Origin of the sequence: Cohaesibacter sp. CAU 1516, from assembly GCF_005771485.1 — a bacterium.
Classification (GTDB): Bacteria; Pseudomonadota; Alphaproteobacteria; order Rhizobiales; family Cohaesibacteraceae; genus Cohaesibacter; species Cohaesibacter intestini.
In genome coordinates, this window is sequence record NZ_VANT01000001.1 from 1,443,786 (window position 1) to 1,469,517 (window position 25,732).

Below are 25,732 nucleotides of genomic sequence, written 5' to 3' on the forward strand. Positions count from 1 at the left end.
GGGACCTTCCCCATGTCGGATGGATCTGTGCAATCCATGACACTTCGCTCAAGGCAATCCTACCGGCGGGCGCAGAAGCTGGCCCCGATCGTCTTTCTTGCCCCGGCGATCATTCTCTTGTCGGTTTTTCTGCTGTACCCGCTGATTTATAGTTTCGAGCTGTCGTTCCTCGATTGGAACGGGCTGGGTGACGGTGCGCGCTTTACCGGGTTTGACAACTGGGAGAGGCTTCTCTCAGATGCGGTTTTCTGGCAATCAGCGCTCAACAATATCTATCTTGCGGTTTTCTCCGTCCTGATCCAGTTGCCGATTGCCGTTCTTCTGGCCGTGGTTCTGGACGAGGCATCAAAAGGATCCCGGATCCTCAAGATCCTCTATTTCATCCCGCTTTTGATGTCGAGCGTCGCGCTTGGCGTGCTGTTCAAGAATATCTTCGACCCCAATTTCGGCCCCATCAACTCGATCCTCACCGAGATTGGGCTTTATGACTGGACGCAAGATTGGCTGGGCGACCCGGATTTTGCGCTTGGCTCTGTCATTGCCGTCGTCTGTTGGCAAAATGTGCCTTTCTATATGGTGCTGTTCCTTGCTGCCCTGTCCTCATTCCCCCGCGAGATCGTTGAGGCGGCCAATCTGGATGGCGCAAGCCAGTCCACCATCTTCTGGCGCCTGAAGCTGCCCCATTTGCAGGGCACCTTCCGCACCGCCGTGTTGCTCGCGGTTATCGGCTCCATGCGTTACTTCGACCTCGTTTATGTGATGACGGACGGCGGGCCGGAGCATTCGTCGGAAATGATGGCGACCTACATGTACCACACCGTCTTCAACTCCTTTGAGATGGGGTATGGCAGCACCATTGCCTCGGCAATGTTCATCATCATCACGGTGATCGCCGCCGTTTCCATGCGCCTGTCCAAACGCTTCGAAACGGAGATCTGAGCGATGCAGAAGAAAGCCTTCAAAATCTCGAAAGTTGCCTTTCCCGCGCTTGGCCTGTTCTGGCTGCTGGTGACCACGCTGCCCTTCCTTTTCGTGGCCTTTACCAGCTTCAAGGGATTGCAGGAAACCTATACCAATCCGGTCTGGATGCCGCCCGAAAGCTGGAATTTTGACAATTACCTCCAGCTTCTCAATAACTCCTTCCTGATCTATCTGCGCAACTCGGTGTTCGTCATATCCGTATCGGTTGCGTTGATCGTACTGGTCAGCTCCATGGCAGCCTATGCGTTGGCACGGCTGAAATTCCGCTTCAACGGCCTGCTGTTCGGGTTGATCGTCGCGGGCATGATCGTGCCACTCCACGTCACTCTTGTGCCCATTTATCTGATGATCCGGAATATGGGTCTGTATGACACCATGTTCGCCCTTATCGGTCCTTATGTTGCCTGCAGCTTGCCGATTTCGGTGTTCATTCTGACCGAATTTATGCGTCAGGTGCCTAAAGAACTGGAAGAAGCAGCCTTTCTTGACGGCTGCGGCCCGTTCAAGATTTTCTTCAAGATCTTCTTCCCTCTCTCCGGGCCGGGCATCTCAACGGTAGCCATCTATAATGGCATCATGCTGTGGAACGAATTTGTCTTCGCTTATGTGCTGACCAGTTCGCCGGACACCCGCACCCTGCCGCTCGCCGTTTGGGACTTTCAGGGCCAGTATGCAGCCGACATCCCGGCGATCCTTGCTGTGGTGACCCTCAGTACGCTTCCCCTGATCATCGTCTATGCCATCGGTCAGGAAAAGATCGTCAACGGCATGATGGCCGGATCCCTGAAAGGATAAGCCATGACAGAGATCTGCGCCCAGCCTACCCACATCCCCTTCCCGCTCCTCCGCTCAACGGGCTGCGTTCCCTGCGGTTTCTTGGGGCCGAACACAGACATCTCTGCAAAGAGGATCTTCCAGTCATGACCAGCATTCACCTTGACAATGCAGCGAAACGGTTCGGCCGTGCCACCGTCCTCAATGACATCAATCTGGAAATCGAAGATGGCGAATTCTGCGTCTTCCTTGGGCCATCGGGCTGCGGCAAGTCGACCTTGCTGCGCATGATTGCTGGCATAGAAACCCTCACACAGGGCGAGCTGAAAATCGGAGACCAGCGCATGAACGAAGCTCTGCCAGCAGAGCGTCGCGTCGCCATGGTGTTCCAGAACTACGCGCTCTACCCTCACATGTCGGTCTATGAGAATATGGCCTTTGGCCTCAAACAGGCAAAGACACCCAAAGATCAGATTGTTGAGCGCGTCGGTGAGGCGGCTCGCATCCTGCAGATCGAAAATCTGCTGGAACGCAAGCCCAAAGAACTCTCGGGCGGTCAGCGTCAACGCGTTGCCATTGGCCGGGCCATTGTGCGCCAGCCTGCCGTCTTCCTGTTCGATGAACCGCTCTCCAACCTCGATGCCGCCTTGCGAGTGCATATGCGCACCGAGATTGCCAATCTGCATCGCAAGTTCCCCGAAGCCAGTATGATCTATGTAACCCACGATCAGACCGAAGCGATGGCCTTGGCGGACAAAATTGTCCTGCTGCGGGCGGGCGATGACGTGATCACGAAAGGCTCGATCGCCCAAACCGGTTCACCGCTTGAACTTTACCATCGACCCAAAAATCTGTTTGTAGCGGGTTTTCTTGGCTCCCCGTCGATGAACTTTCTGCCCGTTACCCTTGTGGCGGCCAGCGAGGATGGTGCTCGTGTCAAGCTCGATAGCGACGAGGAATTGTTTGTTCCGGTCTCTGCTGGACATTTGCCGATCGGTGCAAAATTGACGCTCGGAATCCGCCCCGAACACATGACACCGGTTGGTGAAGCGGTAACAGAGCAGGTCTTCTCGCGCGCCCTCAACGCCGTTGAGAATTTTGGCGAATACAGCTTCCTCTATCTCTCCGAAAGCACGGATGCTCCGATGATCGCCAAGGTTTCGGACGAGACGGAGGTCAGTCTTCGTGGCGCAATCAAGTTCCAGATCCGGCCTGAGCTTTGTCACCTGTTCGACGAGGCTGGTGATGCGCTCACACACCTCAATCCCGCACCAAAATCCATCAGCTTTGATGCCACGGCGCTCTGAAGCGCGCATTAAAGGACACCACAAAGATGACTGAACTCTATAAAGATCCATCCCTCAGCCCCGAAGCCCGAGCCGATGACCTTCTCTCCCGCATGACTCGTGCAGAAAAGATCGGGCAAATGCATGCCGTCTGGTTGTTTCTGAACGAAAATGGCGACCATCAGGTGCGCAGTGATCAATTTACCGGTGAGAGCGATGCCGACACCCTGCGCGAGATGCTGTCGCACGGGCTGGGCCAGATCACACGCCCGCTCGGAACCCGCAGCATTGATCCGGCTGAAGGTGTTCGCGCCCTCAACAATTTACAGAAATTCATGCTTGAGCAAACCCGTCTCGGTATCCCGGTGATGTCGCACGAGGAATGCCTTTCTGGCCTGATGATCAAGGGAGCAACGCTGTTCCCCTCTTCGCTCAACTATGGTGCCACCTGGAACCCGGCGCTCATCGAGAAAGTCGGTGAGCAGATCGGCAAAGAAGCACGCATGATCGGCTGTCATCAAGGTTTGGCACCGGTGCTCGATGTGGCCCGTGATGCCCGCTGGGGCCGCACCGAGGAGACCTTTGGCGAAGATCCCTATTTGTGCGGTCTGATGGCCACCCACTATGTCAAAGGTTTGCAGGGCGAGAAGCGCGACTTGTTGGCGACCCTCAAACATTATGCCGGCCATTCAGCCAGCGAAGGCGGTCGCAATCACGCACCGGTCCATATGGGCTGGCGTGAGCTCAACGACATGTTCCTGCTGCCCTTTGAGATGGCGGTCAAGCTGGCAAATGCCGGTTCGGTCATGCCTGCCTATCATGACATCGACAACGAACCCGTTCACGCGTCACGTCATCTGCTGACCAAGGTGCTGCGCGAGGACTGGGGCTTTGACGGTTTGATCGTTGCAGACTATGTGGGCGTTTCGCTTCTCTATCAACATCATGGCATTGCAGCCGACACAACAGAGGCCGCCGCGCTTTCCTTCAATGCCGGTCTCGATGTCGAATTGCCCGGTGATGATTGCGCCAAGGACCTGGCGATTGCCGTCGAACGCGGCCAGATCACCGAGGAGACCATTGACGAAATTGTTCGGCGGGTGCTTGTCGAGAAATTCCGCATCGGTCTGTTCGAAAAGCCCTATGCCGATGACAGCGCCATTCAGTTGCAAAGCAAACAAGCCGTTGACGTGGCGCGTGAGGTGGCTGAACAATCCGTCGTCATCCTCTCCAATGACGGCATCCTGCCCCTTAAAGACCAGAAGAAGATTGCCGTGATCGGCCCGACCGCAGACGACCCGCTGGCCCTTCTGGGAGATTATAGCTTCCCTGTCCACCTGATCCATAACGAGGAAGAGGAAGAAATCGGCAATGTCATCACGCCGCTTGCGGGTCTCAAGACCCTGATTGGCGACAAGGTCGAGATCACCTATGCTCGGGGCTGCAACATTCTTGATGAGCGCAAGGCCGGAGCCCCTGTCTTCCCAGGCGATGTGGACGATAGCACCAGCCTGGAGCAGGCGTCTTCCCTGTCAACGCGCCTTGACATGATCCCGGAGGCCGTAACGAAGGCCAAGGATGCCGATCTCGCCATTGTCTGCGTCGGCGATCTGTCCGGTATCTTCCAGACGGGCACCGTTGGCGAAGGATCCGACGTCGACAGCCTGCAGCTGCCTGCAGTTCAGCAGGACCTGCTAGAGGCCGTCGTTGCGACTGGCAAACCGGTCATCGTGGTGCTTTCTTCGGGCCGCCCTTACACTCTGGGTGGACTAGAAGGCAAGATTGCTGCGCAAGTCATGACCTTCTTGTCGGGACAACAGGGTGGTGTGGCGTTGGCCAATATTTTGACCGGCGCGGTGGAACCTTCAGGCCGCCTGACCATCTCCATCCCGAAAAGCGCTGGTGCGGCTCCCTATTTCTATAACCACAATTTCAAGGCCTCTGGCACACCAATTGCCCGCCACTTCGGATCGTCCTACCCGTTTGGCCATGGCCTTGGCTACACCGAATTCACCTATTCGGATATCGTGCTGGCGGAAGATCAAACGGACTGCAAAACCGGTGAAATTCGACTGTCCTTTTGTGTCACCAACACAGGCAACCGCGCCGGGGTCGCTGTGCCACAGCTCTATGTTCGTGACGAACTGGCCACGGTTGTGCGCCCGGTGAAAGAACTCAAGGCTTTTGCGCGCGTGGCGTTGGAGGCCGGTCAAAGTCAAACGGTCACCTTCGTTGTGCCAACCGACATGCTGAGCTTTACGGGGGCTGAGGGAAAACGAATGGTTGAACCAGGTGCCGTTACTCTGATGATCGGCGAGTCAAGCGGTGATATTCGCCTCAAGACCAGAGCCATTCTGACAGGGTCCGCCAACTTCCTCGAAAGCAATTGGCGAATGCAGAGCGAAAGCGTCATCGGTTCGGCAACCTAGCCTCGCCACTCTCTCCCTTGCGCTTCGACACAATGAAGGTGCCCGCTCTAGGCAGTGGGCACCTTTGCCTTTTTGATCGAAAGACAGGCTCTGTCCAGCGCGATGTTTGCTGGCGCTAAAGCTTCAATCCGTTGAAAATAAAAGTACGAATGGATTGAATGCCGTTCTCGTTTGGCGTTTTGTTGGACAATCGACGCAGGCCCAATCCTTCAAGTGTGTCCAACATCATACAGGCCACAGCATGCGGGTCGTCATAAGGGACAAATATGCCTGCCTCGGCGCCCTTGTTCAGACAACAAACCAAGGCATCGCTCAAGCGGTTTCGATTTTTGCCAAAGACGTCGGCAATCATTGGATTGCGCAGGGCTTCGGTCAGAATTTCCAAGCCCAGCAGCGCATTTTCCGGGTGAGAGACATAGACTGCATAGTCATCAATGAATTGCTCTATTGCAGCTCGTGGGTCATCTGGATTTGATAATAAATCGATATATCCGGCCAGCTCCTTGCCTTCTAACTCGGCAATGAAAGCCAAAACGGCATCCTTGCCGGAGAAGTGGTTGTAAAGATTGCCAAGGCTGATCCCGGCCTGTCTGGCAATATCGCGAACACCAGTTTGGTGATAACCACGCTCCAGAAAACAGATCACAGCAGCCTGTGTGATCTCGAACTTGCGCGGATGGATGGGCGGTTCATTTTCGGGCAAAGGCTTGACACTCCAACACTCGCTTCCTAACTATGAACGATCGTTCGTTCATAGCATCAAACCCGTCGCGTGGAAAGGGCTAACCATGACATTTGCGAAGTGTTGGTTTCTTGGGCTTTTCGGTCTGATGAAGGTCTTTTCAACCGGCTGTGATCTGTCAGACCCTGTGCTCTGAACCCGCCCTTGTCACAGTGTACCAGTGACTTTCGCCTTCCGACAGATGCCAGACACCCCATCTTTCACACCAAATATGCGAAGCAGAAAGCAGCGATGGAAGAAATGAAGAAAACTCCTGCATCCAACCGGCTCGACGGTCTCGATCTGGCCCGCTTTGTGGCTTTTGCTGGCATGGTAATTGTGAATTTCAAGATCGCCATGGGGGCGGAAGGAGGCAACGGATATCTATCCTTTCTGACGACGGCTCTTGAAGGGCGCGCTGCCGCCACCTTTGTCGTTCTGGCAGGAATCGGCCTCGGTTTGGCAGGGCAGAACAGGCTTGATCAGACGATCTCGGTCACCATCAAACGAGCTATTTTTCTGTTGGTAATCGGTCTGTTGAACATGACGATCTTCGAAGCCGATATCCTGCATTATTATGCATTCTATTTTCTGTTTGGCGTGTTTCTACTGCCGCTCAGCTCACGTGCACTTTTTTGGATATTGCTTGGTATCAACGTCGCCTTTCCGTTTATGATCCTGACCCTGAACTATGATGCAGGCTGGAATTGGAGCGACTACAGCTATAGCGGCTTCTGGACGCCTGTTGGCTTTGTCCGAAACCTGTTCTTCAATGGCTGGCACCCCGTTATCCCGTGGATCGGCTTTTTGCTGTTCGGCATTGTCCTCAGTCGCGCATCGCTGGCCAAACGGGCAACGCAATGGAAACTGGTCATCGGTGGTGCAATTGCGTTTGCCGTGGCGCAGGGTGTAAGTGCTTTACTGATAGCCCAGCTCGTACCAATTGCTCCAGAGCTCTCGGCACTTGTGACAACCTCCCCTGTTCCTCCGATGCCACAATACACGCTCGCGGGTGTTGGTACGGCAAGCATTGTTGTGGGGGCCTGTCTCCTGCTCTCCAATAGCCTTAGGGCGATAGGGGTTCTGCAATTGCTGCTACCAGCAGGGCGACAAACTCTGACGCTCTACATTGCCCATATTCTGATTGGCATGGGAACACTTGAAGCGCTCGACAAACTTGGCGGGCAAACTGTTGCACAAACCGTTGGCGCATCTCTCTTGTTCTGTTTGGTTGCCATTGTCTATGCCCTCATCTGGACGCGTTGGTTCAAGCGGGGCCCAATAGAAGCCATCATGCGCAAACTGGCGGGCTAACACACATCCACACGTCAGATGGCGGACAAGCCAAAGCGATCACAGGCCCCACTGCGGCCAATGTCGGGTTGGCGAAACTTGTCTTTTTGCCAGTGCTCATCGTTACTCCGTGGGGCGAGATGCTTTCAGTCGAACAACGCACCCTTGAGGTGCCTTGCAGATTTCATCTGGTGTCGGTGAACAGGGTTCAAAGGACAGTAAGTGGCAACAATAAAAGGATCTGTTTTTTTGCGAATGCGCGTTTTTATTCGGGAGCAATTCAACTGTCTCCAAACACCTTAACTGAATGATTGCACTTTCCAGATAGTCTGGCCGCTCCAAAACTGGAGTGAGGAACTTTTCATTATGAATAAGTCTTGTGATTTGGCAGACAAGCAAATTGCCTACAAGCCACAACAAAGTAGTTTTGTCCTTCTGGCCGTTTTCTCGGTGTCGATCTTCCTTAGTGCATTTCTGCTCTTCTCAATCCAGCCCTATTTTTCCAAGCTCGTTCTACCCAAACTTGGTGGTTCTCCCGGCGTTTGGTCTGTCGCGATCGTTTTCTTCCAGGGCGTTTTGCTGCTCGGCTACAGCTATGCGCATGCGCTTACCAAATGGGCCAGCACAAGAAGTGCTTTGATCATTCATAGTCTTCTGGCGATTGTCGCCTTTGTCTTTCTTCCAATTTCCATCACTTCGGTCATGGGGTCCCCCCCGACTGAAGGGCAAGCAATGTGGCTTTTCGCTCTGTTTGCATTGTCCGTGGGCGTTCCGTTCTTTGCGGTTTCAGCAAACGCTCCCCTGCTGCAAGCATGGTTCTCGCGAACGGACCATCCACACGCAGCAGACCCTTACTTTCTCTATGGATCCAGCAATATCGGCAGTTTTGCGTCCCTGTTCCTGTATATCATTTTGATAGAACCTTCTTTTTCTCTCACAGATCAGGGCGTGCTCTGGATGTATGGATTTGGAATTCTGTCAGTGATGATTGCCTCATGTGGGTTGCTGGTCATCAATGGCAAGAAAAGATCCTCTCCATCTGAAACAGAATTTGCAAATCACAAAAATCTGGATGTCGCCAAGACCGACGTCATCTGGTGGATCGTTCTGGCGGCCTTGCCATCTGGACTTCTGGTTTCTGTAACGGCACACATATCAGTTGATATCGCATCAGCACCGTTTCTCTGGGTCATTCCTCTGGCCCTGTTCTTATCGACGTTTGTTTTCGTGTTCCGGCAAGAACCATTGGTCTCTTTCAAGACATTGTCCAGATACCTGCCATTCGTCATCACGGCGATCATCGTCAGCTCATTCTTGCCCGCAGCATTGCCGGTCTGGTTTTCCCTGATATTGCACCTGTCGGCCTTCTTTTTTATCGCGCTCTATTGTCATTTGCTGCTGTTCCAAAAACGACCCGACGCACGTCATCTCACAGCCTTTTATCTTTGGATGTCTTTCGGAGGCTTTCTGGGCGGGTGCTTCACTTCGCTTCTGGCGCCAGCGGTCTTCAATTGGGTTGCGGAATACCCACTCTTTCTTTTGGCTGTTTTGATATTGAGCCTCTCAATGCGCCTCGAGAATAAAAATGAGCTGAAAGTGTCGGCGCTTGTCTCGCTCATTTTCTGTCTTGGATTTCTGGGTTTGACATCAACTGGCCTCATCCCGGCTTTTCAGTCCTACGGCACCAATGTGGTCTTTGCCATTTTGGCCTTTGTCGTCGCCTCGGTTTTGCAAATCAAGTCCATCCCCCTTGCCGTGATTTTCCTGTCATTGGGAGCCACAGCAACTTTCTTTAATCATCAGTTCAAGGTGGAAAGCTCTTTCGACCGTTCCTTTTTCGGTGTCGTGAAAGTTCAACAGAGCGAAGAAGGCCCGTTTCGTCTGATGATGCATGGAACGACCGTTCACGGCGCCATGTCCACCAAACCGGAAGATCTCAAGCATAAGCCGGTTCCCCTCACCTACTATCATTCGTCTGAAGGCATGGCTCAATCTCTTGGCGCAATGCAGGCCCGCAGAGGAGGTTCGATCGAGCATGGAGCCATTATCGGTCTTGGAACCGGCAGCATGCTCTGTCACACCAAGCCTGATGAAAAATGGACAACATTCGAAATTGATAGTTTGGTCGTCAAAATTGCGAAAAATCCGGACAAGTTTCGCTTTGTGTCTGACTGTGCGCCCAATTCCGAAATCATCATTGGCGATGCCCGTCTGACCCTTGCAGACATGCCTGATGGCGAACTTGATTATCTTCTTGTCGATGCCTTCTCATCAGATTCCATCCCGGTTCATCTCATGACGCAAGAAGCCATTCGACTCTATTTCCGCAAGCTGAAGCCGGATGGCATTCTTACGATGCATATCAGCAACCAGAATATGAACCTCGAAGAAGCGGTGGCTGCAACCGCAAAATCAGAAGGTCTTGCTGCAGTGTTCAATCCAGCGACAACAACCAAACTGATCGCAAGTCATCCGCACATCCATCCAAGTGCTGTAATCGTCCTGGCTCGTGATGAGGCGCACTTTGGAAAGCTGCTGGACAGTGACCGTTGGATCAAGCCGCAGGCAGGTGATATGCGCCCGTGGACGGATGACTATTCAGATGTCCTTAGCGCGGTGCTCAAGGCCGTTGATTTTGACAAGATTAAATTCTGGAACTAACGAGCCCCCGGCATGCTCGGTTGCCATCAGGTGAACCAGTACCACTTACAAAAATAAGCCCCCGCACTTCATTGCGTGGCGGGGCTTATATTTTTTCCCAAGCGATGAATGGTACCGTCTGGACCAATCGGGCAGCGCTTGTATTGGGCACGCTCGTCGCACGGACCGCCCTCTAGGGCCGCCCCACCCGACTGACCAGAACCGCCATCAGGCGCTGATAGAGCGCGGGGCCCAAGACACTGTCTTCTATGCCGAAGTCGATGCTTGGATTGTCGTTGATTTCAATGATTGACGGACCGAGGGCGGTTTCCTTTATGTCGACGCCGTAAAAGCCGTTGCCGATCAACTGGGTACCGCGCAAGGCAACATTGAGAACATCTTGCGGAACCTCTGCGATGGGCAAGGTTTCGGAATCGCCAGAGCTGACCGACCCGTCCCTTTCATATTCGTAGATCTTCCAATTGCCGCTGACCATGTAGTATTTGCAGGCATAAAGCGGTTGGCCATCAAGAACCCCTATGCGCCAATCAAAGTCTGTCGGCAGAAATTCCTGCATCATCAAAAGGTCGGTTTGCTTGAACAACTCCTTGCCGAGCGCCTTGAGTTCCGAGGCATCCTTCACCTTGTGCACGCCGCGCGAGAAGCAGCCATCAGGGATTTTGACGATACCGGGAAATTGCAAATCATCAGCCAATTGTTTCATCCGTTGACGGTCAAAAACTACAGTCTTGGGAGTGAGAACCCTATTTGAACGCAGCAATTCGGCCAAAAAGATCTTGTTGGTGCAACAAAGAATAGAATGCGGATCGTCGATGACGGGTATGCCTTCCTGCAAGGCCCGTTTGGCAAAACGATAGGTGTGATGATTGAGCGCTGTCGTTTCGCGAATGAAAAGCGCGTCAAACTCCATCAGACGGCGATAGTCCTTGGCGGTGATCAACTCGGCACGCGCATCGACGCTTTCCGCTGCTGAGACGAAGGATTCAAGTGCCTTTGCATCACTCGGCGGGCTTTCCTCATCGGGATTGACCAAGATGCCGACAATGGTGCTGGGGATCTTGCGAAGCGCCGGTTTCGGCAGGCTGCCTTTGACAAAGGCCTTGAGCGCCGCATCGAAGACGGGTTGGGCCTCCTCGGTCAGACGATGGATGGCAAGCGCTTCGATGTCCCTGATTTTGACCTTCGGCTCAAGCTGGAGGTTAATCCGAATGATCGGGCAACGGAACAGATCAAACGCCTGACGCGCAATGGCTTTGAAGCGCTTGTCCGTAGTGCGGCCAAAATAAATGTCTATCGCGTCGGGATAGATGTCCTCGCCTTTTTCATCGAGCAACGCCTGAAGGCTCAGCAAAGCGCGTTTGTGGATCCGTTTCCAGTTGATGTCGAGAAGGGCGTCGGCTTCGGGCAGACAACGTTCCTTGCGGGCGCTGGCAAGCAGACTGCAATAATAACCAAGGGACAAAGGTTCATAGGAGCGAGACAGATTGATGACACGACGGCCTGGCACCCCATATTCAAGGGCCAAATAATCGCGCACAGTCATGGCGTGGCAGCCCTTGGGCACTGTTGCCAAATCCTTCAACCGATCTACCAGAATGATCGGCAATCGGGACCGGTTGGCCGGGCTGGAGCCTTCTGGCATATGATCGATATGGCGAACCAGCCGAACACCATCTGCACCGTCTTCATAATAGCCAGGCAGCTCGGTCTCAACCTCATAGCCATGCTTGACATAGAGGGCGATGGCACGGTCATTGTCCTTGCGCACTTCAAGCGAAAGACGATCACACGCCTGTTCACGGGTGATGGCTTCGGCCCCGCCGAGCAACTGGGTGCCGATGCCGAGGCTCGACTTTTCAGGATCCACAGCCAATGAGTAGAGCCGCGCTACGCTTGAGCCTTCTCGCAGCAGAATGGCCGCATATCCCAGAATGGCATCATCCCTGTCGACTGCAACAATCAGACGGGAGGAGTCGGTTTTGAAAAAGGAGCGAAAAGACCGTGCAGAGATGCGGTCCCCGGCAAAGCATCGGATTTCAAGTGCCATCAACTGCTCAAGATCTTCGATCTTGGCGGTACGCAGAAGCGTCGGCAGAAGCGTGTGTGTGGCCATGACTGGCTTTCAGCAAGATTTGGGAAAAGGGAAATACTGGAACGCGTGACGGTTCATTCATTCCGGGTGTCGGCTGCTATATACCAGCGGACCTGCCGTGCCTAGAAGAATTGTTGCGGAACGCCCTGAAAGTCAATCAAAAGTGCACAGAAATGAAGTGTTTTTTTGCGACCAAGCCATGCAGCTGACACCGGGAGGAGAGGCCCTGCGTTGCAACAAAAAAGGCGAGGTTTCCCTCGCCTTTTGCTTGCCGATTGGCAATAGATCCTACTGACCGCTTTTGTCTCGCTGCACAAAGATCGAGATGAAGGCCAGGCTGGCGGAAACGATCATCAGGACCAGCGAGATGGCATTCAGCGCCGGGGTTGACCCTTGCTTGAGACGGTCAAACATGGTGATGGTCAGCGGTGAATCCGATCCTGTCAACATCAACGTGGTGTTGAAATTCTCGAACGACATCAAAAAGCAAATGATCCCTGCGCCAACCAGAGCCGGTTTCAGAAAGGGAATGGTTATGGTGCGCACGGCTTCCAGCTTGGTTGCGCCAAGATTGAGCGCGGCCTCCTCCAGAGAGATGTCGAACTTGCGCAACCGGGCCGAGATGACCAGCGTCGTGATGGTGGTGATAAAGGCGAATTGACCCAAAATCACCAGCACCAGACTTGGGCGCAAAGCTTCGATTTCATAGCCCCAGGCATCCTCGATATTGTTGACGATGGAATTGGCAAAAATGAGGATCGAAATGCCCAGAATGACACCGGGAATGACCAGAGGTGTCAGCGCCAGCACATAAAGCATGTTCTTGCCGGGAAAGCTGGTGCGTTCAAACAGGAAGGCATTACAGGTGCCGACAAACAACGACAAGACGGTCACCCAGACCGCGACAAAAGCGGAATAGCCAAGGCTCTCCATCAGGGCACCGTCATTGAAAATACCGAGACGTGGATCGCTATCACCGATGAACCAGTCGAGCGTAAAGCCTTCCCAAGGCATGGACGGGAACAGGCTATCATTGAAAGCAAAGACACCGACCACGATCAGCGGGGCAGCCAGATAGATGAAAAACAGCGCGACATAGGCCTGATAAAGCCGGACGCCTGCCTTGGGTTGTGGAATGGATGGGATCATGCTGACCTCCTATTTCACTGTATCGGCAAGGGTCTGGCGGCTCAGCTTAAGACCGACCCAGACGATGAGGGAAGACAGGATCAACAGCAAGAAACCGAAAGCAGAGCCGGATTCCCAGTTAAACCGGGTGATGAACTGGTTATAGATCTGTTCGGTGAACCAGAGGCTGTCCTTGCCACCCAGAAGCGTCGGGGTCAGGTAATTGCCAAGGGTCAGCATGAAGACGACGATGCAGCCCGATGCGATGCCCGGCATCGCATGGGGAATGACGATGTCGCGCAGAATGGTAAAACCGTTGCCTCCCAGATCATAGCCCGCTTCGATCAAGCTGTCGTCGAGGGTGTCGAGCACAGTGACGAGCGGCACGATCATGAAGAGCATCGATGTATAGACAAGACCGGTCATCAGCGATGCATCATTGTAAAGCATCTCAACCGGACCGGAGACAATCCCGGTCCATTGCAGGAACGAACTGATGACCCCGCTTTCGCGCAGCAAAATCATCCAGCCAAAGGTACGCACCAGTTCCGATACCCAGAAAGGCAGCAGGCAGGCCAAAAACAGCAGCGCCCGAAGACGACCCTTGGCTATTTTGGCGATGTAGTAAGAAATGGGAAAGCCAATGATCAGGGTTATGATGGTGGCAATGATCGACATGATCGCCGTCCGCAGGAAGGTGTTCCAATAGAGCGGCTCGGTGAAGAACTCGGTATAGTTCTGAAGGCTGAAGACATAGTCCCGATAGCCCAGTTTTTCCCGCAGGGAAACGATCAGAAGATCCACATGGGGCAGCAAAATCAGAAAAACCAGCCAGATGAGAAGTGGCAGCATCAAGAGCAATGTGCTCGCCTTGAAGGCCATCTTGCTTGAAGATGTCATATCACGACCCTCACCTTATGCTGTTTTGGGTTGGCTGGGATAGGCACGGGATTTCTCGATCTTCCATGCCAACTGCACGGTTTCGCCGCGCTTGAGATCAGCGAATTCCCCCGTCTGCGGCAAGGTCACCAAAACGGTATGGCCGGAGAGTTCATCATAAACCTCAACCCGGCTGTTGGCACCGTCAAACAACAAATTGGTGACATGACCAACCAAACCATTGTGGTCATCTTCGATATGGGTGCGGCTGACTTCGCCGCTGGATCGTTCGATTGAAATGGCTTCTGGACGGACGAACAATTCGATGTTGCCCCCCACCTGAATCGGCGCGTCGGTTGCCGCCTCAACGGCCACTTCACCGCCTTCATCAAGGGTGACCACCGCCTGATTTCCCGACACCGACAAAACCTGACCAGACCAGCGGTTGGCATCGCCGACAAAACCGGCCACAAAAGCGGTTTGAGGATTGTAATAGAGATCTTGCGGTGTGCCGACCTGCTCGAATTTACCCTCATTCATCACGGCCACATGGTCAGACATGACCAAAGCTTCGGACTGGTCGTGGGTAATGTAAACAAAGGTGGTGCCGATCTGGGCCTGAAGCTGTTTCAGTTCCACTTTCATATGCTCACGCAGCTTGAGATCCAGCGCACCGAGCGGTTCGTCGAGCAGAAGAAGCGTTGGTTCAAGGACCAAGGAACGGGCAATTGCGACACGCTGCTTTTGACCACCGGACAACTGATCAATCGATTTCGAGCCGGCATCAGGCAGGGAAACGCGCTCCAGCACATCTTTAACGCGGCGATCAATCTCGCTGGTGGCCATCTTCCGACGCTTCAGTCCATAGGCAACATTTTCGGCGACATTCATCATCGGAAACAAGGCAAGATGCTGGAAGACCATATTGACCGGCCGCTTGTTGGGCGGCACGCCGAGCATCGACTTGCCCTTGATTTCGAGATCTCCTGAAGTCGGTTCCAGAAAACCAGCCAGCATGCGCAAGAGCGTGGTTTTGCCACAACCACTGGGTCCGAGAATGGAAAAGAATGAGCCCTGCGGCACCTGAAGCGACACATGGTCGACGGCAGTGAATGCGTCGAAGGTCTTGACGAGATTTCGACATTCAAGGTCTAGCGGTTGGCTCATGGCAAGGTCTTCTCTTTTTGGCTTCGGCGGGATTTCAGGACAGTTTGCAGGATGCGGCCTGAAGGATACGGACGCACATAAGCACCCCACGGCCAAGCCGTGAGGTGCCTTACTCTCAGATCAGGATCTTAGTTGCTGGAAGCCGCTTTGACGCGGTCGAGCACTTTGCCTTCGATGGTTTCCAGACCAGCCGGAACGGTTGGATACCATTTGATATTGTCCAGATCTGCCGCTGGGAAGGAAGCCTTGAACTGGGCTTTCAGCTTGTCTTCGGCATAATCGTCAGCGCCTTTGGACGCGGTGAAGTTGCCTGCGGACGCGGTGATCATGGCTGCCACTTTTGGCTGCATCACAAAGTTGATCCACTTATAGGCAGCGTCGTCATTCTTGCCTTTTTTCGGCAGAACAAACGTGTCGATCCAGCCCAGAGCGCCCGATTTTGGCGCAACGAAGGTTACATCAGGATTGTCACCGTTCAGCTTCCAACCGCCGGTATCCCATGCCATGGCAGCAGTGACTTCACCAGACCGGACGAGGTTCAGCAGCGAGTCGCCGCCTTCCCAGTAGGTTTTGACGTTGGACTTACAGGAAATCAGTTTTTCCTGAACCTTGTCCATGATCGCCTGATAGGCGTCTTTGTCACCATATGCAGCGAACGGATCTTCGCCCATGGCAAAAGCGAAACCGATCAGGGTTGGGCGCTTGAGGCGATAGGAAACCTTGCCTTTGACTTCGTCAGAGCAAAGATCGGTATAGTCCTTGACCATGCCAGCCTTTTTGGTGTCGAGCACCAGACCAGACGTCCCCCACACATGTGGCACACCATAGACTTCGCCTTCAAAGGTGGTGTTGGCTTTGGTGGCCTCGAGCATCGAAGTGATGAACTGGCTTGCGTCGATCTTGGAGAGATCCATCGGCTTGTAGATGCGGTTCTCAGCCTGAGCCCCGGCAACACGGTCCTGAGAAGGCTGGGCCAGATCGAAGCCGCCACCACCAGTTGCGCGTAGTTTGGCGATCATTTCTTCGTTGTTCGACTTGGTGACCTTCACGTCGATGCCGGTCTCTTCCTTGAACATCTTGACCACTTCGTCCGGCGCATAGCCACCCCAGGTCAGCAGACGCAATTCTTCGGCCTGGGCGGCGCTGGAAACGATAGCAAGGCCAGCGAGTGCAGTCACACCCAGCATAGCGGATTTAATGGTAACAGACAGTTTCATAGGATTGTTCCCCTTGGTGTCGTTGCAAATGTCACTTGCGGAAAGGTTTGCGGTTTTTGGGCCGCGCAAAGGATTGCTGATATGTTGTTATTAAACAGTCTGGAAATGTAGACATATTTCCTACCAGCTGACAACGCAGTAACAGGGAATTGTGTAACTTTTTTTTCACTCCAGTAAGAAGCTTACAATTTTTTTCACACCTCAGAGGCGTGTGAAGCCATTCAGCTTTAAATGACAAGCCCAACTTGTTCGCTTCTGCGCAACATTTTGATGCTGTGCATGATTTTTTGTGAAACGGTTCGGACTATTTCAGCCGGGTTCCCGGACTGGGTCGGCTTCACTCTGTCAGAGCGACAACTCGAGATAGCTTTCCGCCTGCAGATCACAGAAGTCGAATGCCCGGTCAGAACAGCCTTGTCCGATGGCATAGACGGCCAAACCGGCTTTGTGAGCGGAGTGCGCACCGGGAATGGAATCCTCGAAGGCACAGGCTTCGTGCGGCTGAAGATTCAAGGCTTGAAGCGTGGTGAGATAGGGCAAAGGATCCGGTTTGCCGATTGGCAACTCGGCACCAGACACGATCAGTTCCACATGGTCGCTGATTGTCAGCGCATCCATGGCACTCAAGATGTGGCGACGGGGTGCAGAAGAGCAAATCGCAATGCGCAATCCCCTGCCCGCCAGATCCTTCAGCAGATCCGAAGCCCCGAGCACCGGTTCACGCATAATGGGAAGCAGGTCATCGGCCAAGGCGCCGACCTGATTGCTGATTTCGGTTTTCAGGGCGTCGGTTGCGCTTTCATCAAGCAGTTCGTTGAGAAAATCTTTCATGCCTCGGCCAATGTAGGCATTGAGAACAGCCTGATCCGGCACGATGCCATAGCGGGCCAGCACATCGATTTTGGCTTTTTCCCAAGCATGTTCGGAATGAATGAGCGTACCATCCAGATCAAAGATGGCTGCCTTGAAGGTGGTAAAAGTCTGAATGTTGTTCATAGCAGTCATCTTCTGATCCAGTTGGTCTCTCAGTCCATAGGCACAAGGCGCAAGTCGTCAATCGACATGCCAATGCCAACGGACTGACCGACCTTGATGGGCTGCCCGATGGACTGAGCAATGACGAATAACTCGCCGAACGCCCCTTCGACCGTATATTGCATCTCGTTGCCGAGATAGGCAGCATAGGTAACTTCACCGATCAAGGCGTCCTTTTCCGTGGCCGGATGCAGGTTGATGTGATGAGGCCGCAACACGGCTTTGGCTTGTCCTTTGAGATCCGTTTGCACTGGCAGCATCAGTTGTTGGGCACCAAGTTGAATTTCCGTGCCATCGGATCCGGACTTGAGGATGTCGCATTCAACCAGATTGGAATCGCCGATAAAGTCGGCGATGAAGGCAGAGTTCGGGCTTTCATAGAGATCGTGCGGTGTTCCCTCTTGTGCGATCTCAGCGTTTTTCATGACGATAATCCGATCCGAGACAGCCATGGCCTCTTCCTGATCATGGGTGACATAAACGGCCGTCAATTGCAGTTCCTGCTGGATCTTGCGGATTTGTTCGCGCACATGGCGGCGCAGCTTGGCATCAAGGTTGGAAAGAGGTTCATCGAGCAAAAGAACCTCGGGTTCCAGCACCACGGCACGGGCGACGGCCACGCGCTGCTGCTGACCACCAGACAGTTCGCTCGGCAGACGCTCGCCAAAGCCCGCGAGCCCGACCATTTCCAGTCCCTGCTCGGCTTTTTCGATCGCTTGCTTTTTCGGCATGGATTTAACCGTCAGGCCATAGGCGACATTTTCCGCAACGGTCATATGAGGGAACAGAGCATAGGACTGAAACACCATCGAGACCTTGCGGTAGGTGGCGGACAGATGGGTGACATCTTCGCCGCCGATAAAGATCTTGCCGTCGGTGGCTCCTTCCAAACCCGCAATCAACCGCAAGGTGGTGGTTTTGCCGCAACCGCTTGGGCCCAGCAACGTGACCAGTTGACCCGGTTCGATCGACAGGTCGAGTTGCTTGAGGGCGGTCACGGCGCCATATTTCTTGACCACAGCGTCGAAATGCACGGAGCCCTTTTCAAATTGTGACATGGTTATCTCCCTTTGGGGTCAGACTGCGGGATCGACGCGATCGGTGCGGCGCAGTTTGCGTTTGCCAATGATGGCCTGCATGAGAAGGATTGCGGTGAGCATGGTCAGGATGAGGACAGCTGAATAGGCAATTGCCAGACCGAATTCCCCATGTTCGACACGACCGACGATGAAGGAGGTCGCCATGTTATGGTTCGCACTGACAAGGAAAATGACAGCACTGACCGAAGTGATGGCCCGCACGAAGCTGTAAGTGAGCGCTGCCAGAACGGCAGGCCCGAGCAAGGGGGCGATCACCCGCCTCACAGTCGTGAAACTGTTGGCACCCAGCGTGATCGAGGCTTCATCAAGGCTTTTGTCCAATTGGGACATGGCCGCGATGCCGCCGCGCACGCCCACTGGCATATTTCGGAAGACGAAGACAACGATCAGAATGATACCGGTGCCGGTCAACTCAATCGGCGGGAAGTTGAAGGCCATAATATAGCTGACACCGATCACCGTGCCGGGAATGGCAAAACTGAGCATCGTGCTGAATTCAAAGGCGCTCTTGCCTGCAAATTTCTGCCGCACCAGAAGGTAGGCCGTCGCCAAGCCCACCAACGCCGTCAAAGGTGCAGCGATGGTTGAGATGGTGAGCGTGGTAAAATAGCTATCCCATGCCACCCCGGACCATCGCCAGCCATGGCTCAGGTCAATCTTGAAGGCGCGGATATAGTGATGCAGGGTGAAGCTGTGATCATAGCCCCACAACTTCACAAAGCTGCCAAAGACAATCATCGAATAGACAATTGCGGTGAAGGCTGCCCACGGCAAGGCAGTCGCATAGCATGTCCATTTAAGACCCTTGTTGAGGGCCGCATGACGGCCCGAATCTGCCTTGCCTGTGACCGTGGCATAGGACTTCTTGCCAAGCCATTGACGTTGAACCAAAAAGGCAGAAAGGGTCAGGGTCAGAAGCGCGATGGCGAGGATCGCCGCTTTGGCAGGGTCTGCCACAGTCCCAATGATGGCAAAATAGATTTCCGTCGACAGGACATTGAAATTGCCGCCCAGAACCAGCGGGTTGCCGAAGTCGGCGATACTCTCGATGAAGCCGAGCAGAAAGGCATTGGCAAGACCGGGGCGCATCAGGGGCAAGGAGACATGGCGGAAGGTTTGCCAGCGATTGGCATTGAGCGTTTGGGACGCCTCTTCCATCGATGGGCTGATGCCTTCCACGACACCGATCAGCACCAGAAAGGCAATCGGCGTGAAGGAGAGCAACTGGGCAAGATACACACCGCCAAAGCCGTAGATCCAGCGTGACGCTTCAAGGCCCAGCAAATCAGCCAGAACCTGGGTGATCGTGCCCGTGCGTCCAAACAGCAGGATCAAAGCCAGACCGATCACGAAGGGCGGGGTGATGATGGGGATAATCGTCAACACCCGTAACAGCTTCTTGGCGCGGAAATCCGTGCGGGTGAAGATCAAGGCAAATGCGAGGCCAAGCAAGGTCGTACCAAGACCGGTCGAAACACCCAAGAAAACAGAATTGACCGCCGGACCACATGAGCCGCCGGTCAAGCAACCCAGCCCCCAAATATCGGAGGAAAAGAAACGCGGGAAGAATTCCCACAAGGACCAGTCACCGCCCTCAATTTCGAAGGCGCGGACGAGAATATGCAGAACCGGATAAAAGACAAAGACACCGACCAAAGATATGATCAGGCCGATCAGACCAATGATGAAGGCATCGCCCCGCCCCTTGCCCATGGCCGAGATGGCTGTGGTCAGCAGAAACAGCAGGGCCAGCAAGGTTACCATGGCTCCGGCACCGAACCCTACCTGTCCATCTTGCCCCCCAAGGGCAACAAACAGATCACTCAGAATGCGAGGACCAGCGCGCACCACGATCAGGCCCTGCATGGCAGTGGCCAGAATGCCGAACACCGCAATGAGGCTGTTCACTTTGGCGCGCGTCACCCGATTGATTGGTGCGAGCAACAGAGCGGCGATCATAAAGAAAGCAAGGATGGGTGCGAGCAGATAGAGCTTGCCAAAAAGAAGAACCTGCAGCAAAGCCGGCGCCATGTCCGGATCCGTTGCGGTACCGATCCAGCCAAAGGACCAGAAAGGATCTTCAAGGCTGTACCATGGCAGCAGACAATAGCCGATCGCTCCCACAATCAGCCAGAGACCGGTTGTGCGTGACATTGATTTTTCCTTGGTTGGATACGGCGTCAATAGCCCCTATCCGTTCGGGACGGGAGAGCAATCCCGCCTCGAACGGACCTTTTTAGGGGAGCGAAGCCTTAGCTCTGAGGCTTGACGTCCTTGTCCCAACGAGCCAACAAGCGCTTGCGGGTTTCCGAGGCGCCGTAGGTGGCAAAGTCATAATCGATCAGCTTGATCGTTTCGAGCGCTGGAGACTCTGGTGGTACGGTCGCTTTGCTGTTGGACGGCACGTTGTATACGCCCACTTCGGGTCCACGGGACTGGGCCTCTGCACTGATGGCGAAATCGACCCATTTCTTGGCGGCTTCGACGTTGCGGGCGCCCTTGATGACGCTGACGCCGCCGACTTCATAGCCAGTGCCTTCGCATGGGGAGACGATTTTCAGCGGGAACCCCGCTTTGGCGAGTTTCACCATGTCATGCATGAAGCCGATGGAGATGCCGGTTTCGCCACGGGCAGCTGCTTTTGAAGGCGCCGAGCCTGACTTGGTGTAGGAGTTCACATTCTCGCCAATTTCGGCCAGAAGCTTGAAGGCATCATCTTCGCCGAACAACTGAACGAGCGTGGCCAGTTCGGTGTAGGCCGTGCCGGAGCTGTTGGGATTGGCAACCTGAATTTCACCCTTGTAGGCAGGGTCCTTGAGATCATGCCAGCAGGATGGTGGCTTGATACCTTTTTTCTTCAGAAGGTCAGCATTGTAGGCGATGCCCAGAGCACCGGCATGGATGCCGATGGTTTTGCCTTCGGAAATATCGGCCATGTTGACGGCCCAGCCGAGCAATTCACTGGTGTCGGCACCGGATGGCTGGGTCAGATCTTCAGCCGCTGCGATCAAGTGCGGATCGCCCGTACCACCCCACCAGACGTCAATCTTCGGGTTGCCAGCTTCAGCGCGGATCTGGGCGAGGGTTTCGCCGGTTGACTTGCGCACCATGGATACGTCGATGCCTGTGGCCACTTCAAAATTGTCAGCCATCAGCTCACACCAGTCCTGCTCGTTTGAGCAGACAACATTGAGCTTGTCGGCAGCCAAGGCGCCACCAGCATAAAGACCAAAGGTGAGCGTTGCGACGCCCAGCAGCATCTGTTTTTTCATGTGATCCTCCCGATCAGAAAATTGCTTTCCAACCACCTGCCCCTTTCTCTCATCCCGGATATCCTATCCAAGGCGCAGGAAGTCTTGTCAGAAGGCTAGCCTTTGCTCGATAGCATATGCGACTGTTCGCCGGTTAACAGATCTTATCGAAATGACGATTCGTGTTAACAATGTTTCATTCCTATCCAAATTGCTTGAAAGCTGTAACCAAATGGCTGACCAAAGAGGAAGGCAGGTGTGACATCTTGGGAGGGAGTCACGCCCAGCCATCCGGTTTTCAGCGCCGCTTGGTGCAGGAAAGCCAAGTCTCAGGAGGAGTGAGATGGAAGACATGATGGGGAGGAGAGCACGTGTCGCCATTGTTGACGACGATGCGGAGATCCGCGCGTCTCTGTCCAGCCTGCTGTTTGAAAATGGATTTGAACCGGTGCCTTTGCGCGGCAGCGAAGACTTCATTGCGCTGGGCAGCGACCCGAAACTGGATCTTGCCCTGATCGATTTGCGTCTTGAAGGAGAATCCGGTCTGACTCTGACCTTGAACATTCGACAGAAGCAGGATTTGCCCATTGTCATGTTGACGGGCGTTGGCGACGAGACCGACAAAATTGTCGGGCTTGAAACAGGGGCGGACGATTACATCCTCAAACCCTTTAATCCGCGTGAATTGATTGCCCGCGTGCGGGCCGTGCTTCGTCGCTACGGCCACCGGCTCGAGCCACCAGCTCCGGCTCGGACCTCCGATGACATCCTGGCCTTTGGCTGCCGTCATCTTGACCGGGACAATCGACAGGTCTTTGATGGTGACGGGGAAGAAATCCACCTGACAAACGCGGAATATCGCCTACTTGAATATTTCCTGCTGCATCCAAACGAAATCATCTCCCGGCCCCGCCTGCTAGAGGAAATTGGCAGCGATCTGTCCCACTATGTTGACCGGACCATTGATGTGCTCATTTTGCGCCTGAGGCGCAAGATCGAACCGGTACCAGCCAAACCTGTCCATCTGCAGACCCGTCGCGGCCAAGGCTATGTCTTCGTGCCACAGCCTGACGATGAGACGGCGTGATGACCTTCCTCCCGCCGCTCGACATCAAGGGGCGTTTGTCGATGGCGCTCGCCCTTTTGACGCTGTCCACCATCAGCGTCGGGGCCATCGCATGGTATGGTCTTGACCGCGCCAACACGCAGATGCAGGCGCTGCACAGCCAGACATTGGCGCAAGTGGCAAAGTCGCTCGAACTGTCCAAACGCTCGTCTGACATCGCAACCTCGGCGCCGTTCCTGCTCAATTATCGATCCCAGTATTTGATCGACCGAGAAGGCCAGTCCCTGATCACGACGCTGGAGCATATTGTCAGCAACTGGCCGTCGCAGACGGGTGGAGCATCCTCACCCATTTATGCGTATGAGGCAGAAATATCGGATGCCATCGGTCAAATGCAAGCAGCCACCAAGGATCTGATCGGGTCGGCCAATGGATTGAACTATGAGCGCAATGTGACGCAGATCCGGGTGGATTCCATCCGCAAGCTGGAACGGGATTTTTATGGCCATGCCATTGCCGATGATGCAATCGACGGGGACCGCTCGACATGGTTCCTGCTGCAGGCCTTGAGCAACGCCCTGTCTGGAGCGGCGCATTCCAAGAATTTGCTCGGTGTCGGGGAATATCATCGCCGCTATCAGACCCTGCTGACGCAAATGCGCAACAGATCCTTGCGACAATCTCAGACAAAAGCCATCGCCAGATTGGCTTGGTTGGCGGATGGGTCCCAAGGCCTGTTTGAAATCCGCAGACGTGAATTGAGTCATCGGCTGGCGGCGCAAAATGCCTTGTTCCGCATTCGATTGCAGGCCGTCTATATCAGCGACCTCTCCGCTCGCTTTGCCGAGAATGCTGAAAACTTTCTCTCTCAGGGACGACGGGAAACCTCCAACAATCTCGATGTGATCAAGGTACTGATCCTGTTTGGCGGCCTACTGAGCATCGGGATTGCCTTGGCTTCAGCCTTTTTCGTTTCGCGCTATGTGACTGCGAATATTGAAGCCATCACCCATGCCATGGTGCGATTGGCCCGCGGTGATCGGAGCACCAAATTGAGCCTCAAGATTTCGGCCAATGACGAGATCGCCAAGCTGATCCATTCCTTCCGCAAATTCCGCGCCACCACTTTGCGCCTTGACCGCAGCAACAGGCAGCTGAAGCTGAAAAATGCCCTGTTTGAGCGCGTTTTTGGCAACATCACCGATGGTGTGGCAATTACCTCTGAGGACGGCCGGATCACGGCGGTCAATGACAGCTTTGCCAACGTCTTGAAACTGTCTCACGGCGAGCCAATCGGCAACAGAAGTCTGGATGGTCTGCTCGCCCAAACTGTTTTTGCTGAGGATGTTCCGGACTGTCTCAGACTGGACGCTTTCGAGGGCTTTTCTGTGCTCGCCGGGTCGGATGGCTCGATCATAGAGGTGCGACACAGCCCGTTGGTGGATGGCGGCGGCGTTTGGCTGTTTTCTGATGCGACGGAACGCAAACGGGTCGAGGAACGGCTTACGCAAATTCGCCATATCGAAGGTCTTGGCAAGGTCAGCGGTGAAGTGGCCCATGATTTCGGCAATGTGCTATCCAGCATTACAGCCAACATCCATTTGTTCGAACGGTATCCGGACCGCGACAAGGCACAGGACTTCATTGATCGGATCAAGAATGCAACGGAAATTGGCACATCGCTGGTTCAACGGCTGCTGGCCTTTGCCCGCAAGCAGGCTTTGGCACCGGAATTGCTGGATTTGACGGAGTTGATTGAGGGTCTGTCGGACTTGATCAGCGTCGGATTGAAAGAAGACGTGTGTTTTGAAACGCGGATTGCCCCTTCCCCCCTGATGGTCAAGGTGGATCCCGGGCAGCTTGAGAATGCCGTGCTGAACTTGTGCATCAACAGCAATCAGGCAATCGATCAATCGGGCAAAATCGTACTGGAAGTCGGGCAGGACGACAATGGCAACGCCTATATCGAGGTCAGTGACAATGGTGTCGGTATGTCGAACAACACCAAGGAGCGGGCTTTTGAACCCTTTTATTCCGAACGGTCAGATGGTTCATCGGGCACCGGTCTTGGTCTTGCCATGGTATATGGCTTCATAAAGCAAAGTGGTGGGGACATCGAGATTGACAGCGCTCCTGAGAAAGGCACGAAGATCCGGCTTATCCTTCCGCTCGCATCCCCTGAGACGGTCGTACCCGATTTTTCCGCACAAGAATTGCGGGCTCTGGTCATTGAAGATAATCCGTCGGACCGTCACTTGGCCGAGCGTTTGTTGTCTTCACTGGGTGTCTCGGCGCACAGTGCCCCGACCTATTCTGACGCCGAAGCAGTCATTGTCTCGCAAGAGGGGTTTGATCTGCTGATCAGCGATTTGCATCTGAATGATGACAGACTGGCGTGGCCGTTGATTGAGCAGGCATTGCAAACACGGCCCGGTCTATCTGTGCTCCTCATTTCTGGCCATATGCCCGCTCACCATCCGTTTCAGGATGCCAACAAATTCCCTACCGTGCATTGCTTTGCCAAGCCTTTGAATAGTGAGATATTGATAGACATTCTGTCATCTCGCACATCAGGCACAGATTAAATTTTAGCGCATATTTTCAAATATTTAAGCTCTGATAATAACGGCATGCCTGCCCTCGGAGCCTTTT

At 54.1% G+C, this 25,732-nt stretch carries 18 protein-coding genes; 8 read left to right on the forward strand and 10 right to left on the reverse strand.

Annotation, left to right across the window (positions count from 1 at the left end; genetic code table 11):
* Window positions 1-12 precede the first annotated feature (12 nt).
* From FDK21_RS06595 to FDK21_RS06610, 4 genes are all read left to right on the forward strand, one after another.
* Entirely contained in the window at window positions 13-939 is a 927-nt protein-coding gene (locus FDK21_RS06595; protein WP_210238687.1) for a sugar ABC transporter permease, read from the forward strand.
* 3 nt (window positions 940-942) lie between these two features.
* Window positions 943-1,776, forward strand: coding sequence for a carbohydrate ABC transporter permease (locus tag FDK21_RS06600; RefSeq protein WP_138147868.1), 834 nt, complete (start codon window positions 943-945; stop codon window positions 1,774-1,776).
* Between the two features lie 125 nt (window positions 1,777-1,901).
* A complete protein-coding gene (gene ugpC, locus FDK21_RS06605) occupies window positions 1,902-3,062 on the forward strand; it encodes a sn-glycerol-3-phosphate ABC transporter ATP-binding protein UgpC (protein ID WP_138147869.1) in 1,161 nt (386 codons plus the stop codon).
* Between the two features lie 26 nt (window positions 3,063-3,088).
* The gene (locus FDK21_RS06610; RefSeq protein ID WP_138147870.1) at window positions 3,089-5,470 is read left to right on the forward strand and encodes a glycoside hydrolase family 3 N-terminal domain-containing protein; all 2,382 of its coding nucleotides are present in this window, start codon (window positions 3,089-3,091) and stop codon (window positions 5,468-5,470) included.
* A 115-nt stretch (window positions 5,471-5,585) separates the two neighbouring features.
* On the opposite strand, the gene FDK21_RS06615 is transcribed toward FDK21_RS06610, so the two are convergent.
* Window positions 5,586-6,002: a TetR family transcriptional regulator C-terminal domain-containing protein gene (locus FDK21_RS06615; protein ID WP_246657497.1), complete on the reverse strand. Its 417-nt coding sequence runs from the start codon at window positions 6,000-6,002 to the stop codon at window positions 5,586-5,588.
* Window positions 6,003-6,452: 450 nt separating this feature from the next.
* On the opposite strand from FDK21_RS06615, the gene FDK21_RS06620 reads away from it, so the two are divergent.
* Together FDK21_RS06620 and FDK21_RS06625 are read left to right on the forward strand one after the other, a co-directional pair.
* Window positions 6,453-7,505 carry a DUF418 domain-containing protein gene (locus FDK21_RS06620; RefSeq protein ID WP_138147871.1) on the forward strand — a complete coding sequence of 351 codons (1,053 nt, stop codon included), beginning with the start codon at window positions 6,453-6,455 and terminating at the stop codon, window positions 7,503-7,505.
* A gap of 345 nt (window positions 7,506-7,850) precedes the next feature.
* Window positions 7,851-10,145, forward strand: a complete 2,295-nt coding sequence (locus FDK21_RS06625) for a fused MFS/spermidine synthase (RefSeq protein ID WP_138147872.1) — start codon at window positions 7,851-7,853, stop codon at window positions 10,143-10,145.
* A 172-nt stretch (window positions 10,146-10,317) separates the two neighbouring features.
* On the opposite strand, the gene FDK21_RS06630 is transcribed toward FDK21_RS06625, so the two are convergent.
* The 9 genes from FDK21_RS06630 to FDK21_RS06670 form a co-directional block, all read right to left on the reverse strand.
* The gene (locus FDK21_RS06630) at window positions 10,318-12,258 is read right to left on the reverse strand and encodes a GNAT family N-acetyltransferase (protein ID WP_138147873.1); all 1,941 of its coding nucleotides are present in this window, start codon (window positions 12,256-12,258) and stop codon (window positions 10,318-10,320) included.
* A gap of 267 nt (window positions 12,259-12,525) precedes the next feature.
* A complete protein-coding gene (locus FDK21_RS06635; protein ID WP_138147874.1) occupies window positions 12,526-13,386 on the reverse strand; it encodes an ABC transporter permease in 861 nt (286 codons plus the stop codon).
* 9 nt (window positions 13,387-13,395) lie between these two features.
* Complete coding sequence (locus FDK21_RS06640; RefSeq protein WP_210238689.1) at window positions 13,396-14,265, reverse strand: ABC transporter permease; 870 nt, start codon at window positions 14,263-14,265, stop codon at window positions 13,396-13,398.
* Window positions 14,266-14,280: 15 nt separating this feature from the next.
* Window positions 14,281-15,411 (reverse strand): ABC transporter ATP-binding protein, encoded by a 1,131-nt coding sequence (locus tag FDK21_RS06645; RefSeq protein ID WP_138147875.1) that lies wholly within the window; start codon window positions 15,409-15,411, stop codon window positions 14,281-14,283.
* 128 nt (window positions 15,412-15,539) lie between these two features.
* Window positions 15,540-16,628 carry an extracellular solute-binding protein gene (locus FDK21_RS06650; RefSeq protein WP_245418538.1) on the reverse strand — a complete coding sequence of 363 codons (1,089 nt, stop codon included), beginning with the start codon at window positions 16,626-16,628 and terminating at the stop codon, window positions 15,540-15,542.
* Between the two features lie 345 nt (window positions 16,629-16,973).
* Window positions 16,974-17,633: an HAD family phosphatase gene (locus tag FDK21_RS06655; RefSeq protein ID WP_138147876.1), complete on the reverse strand. Its 660-nt coding sequence runs from the start codon at window positions 17,631-17,633 to the stop codon at window positions 16,974-16,976.
* A 20-nt stretch (window positions 17,634-17,653) separates the two neighbouring features.
* Window positions 17,654-18,721 carry an ABC transporter ATP-binding protein gene (locus tag FDK21_RS06660; RefSeq protein WP_138147877.1) on the reverse strand — a complete coding sequence of 356 codons (1,068 nt, stop codon included), beginning with the start codon at window positions 18,719-18,721 and terminating at the stop codon, window positions 17,654-17,656.
* A gap of 18 nt (window positions 18,722-18,739) precedes the next feature.
* Window positions 18,740-20,917: an iron ABC transporter permease gene (locus FDK21_RS06665; RefSeq protein ID WP_138147878.1), complete on the reverse strand. Its 2,178-nt coding sequence runs from the start codon at window positions 20,915-20,917 to the stop codon at window positions 18,740-18,742.
* Window positions 20,918-21,015: 98 nt separating this feature from the next.
* Window positions 21,016-22,035: an ABC transporter substrate-binding protein gene (locus tag FDK21_RS06670; RefSeq protein ID WP_114011320.1), complete on the reverse strand. Its 1,020-nt coding sequence runs from the start codon at window positions 22,033-22,035 to the stop codon at window positions 21,016-21,018.
* A gap of 322 nt (window positions 22,036-22,357) precedes the next feature.
* On the opposite strand from FDK21_RS06670, the gene FDK21_RS06675 reads away from it, so the two are divergent.
* Entirely contained in the window at window positions 22,358-23,101 is a 744-nt protein-coding gene (locus FDK21_RS06675) for a response regulator transcription factor (protein ID WP_198663049.1), read from the forward strand.
* The gene (locus FDK21_RS06680; protein WP_138147879.1) at window positions 23,101-25,665 is read left to right on the forward strand and encodes an ATP-binding protein; all 2,565 of its coding nucleotides are present in this window, start codon (window positions 23,101-23,103) and stop codon (window positions 25,663-25,665) included. The genes FDK21_RS06675 and FDK21_RS06680 overlap by 1 nt, the downstream gene beginning before the upstream one ends.
* Window positions 25,666-25,732 lie beyond the last annotated feature (67 nt).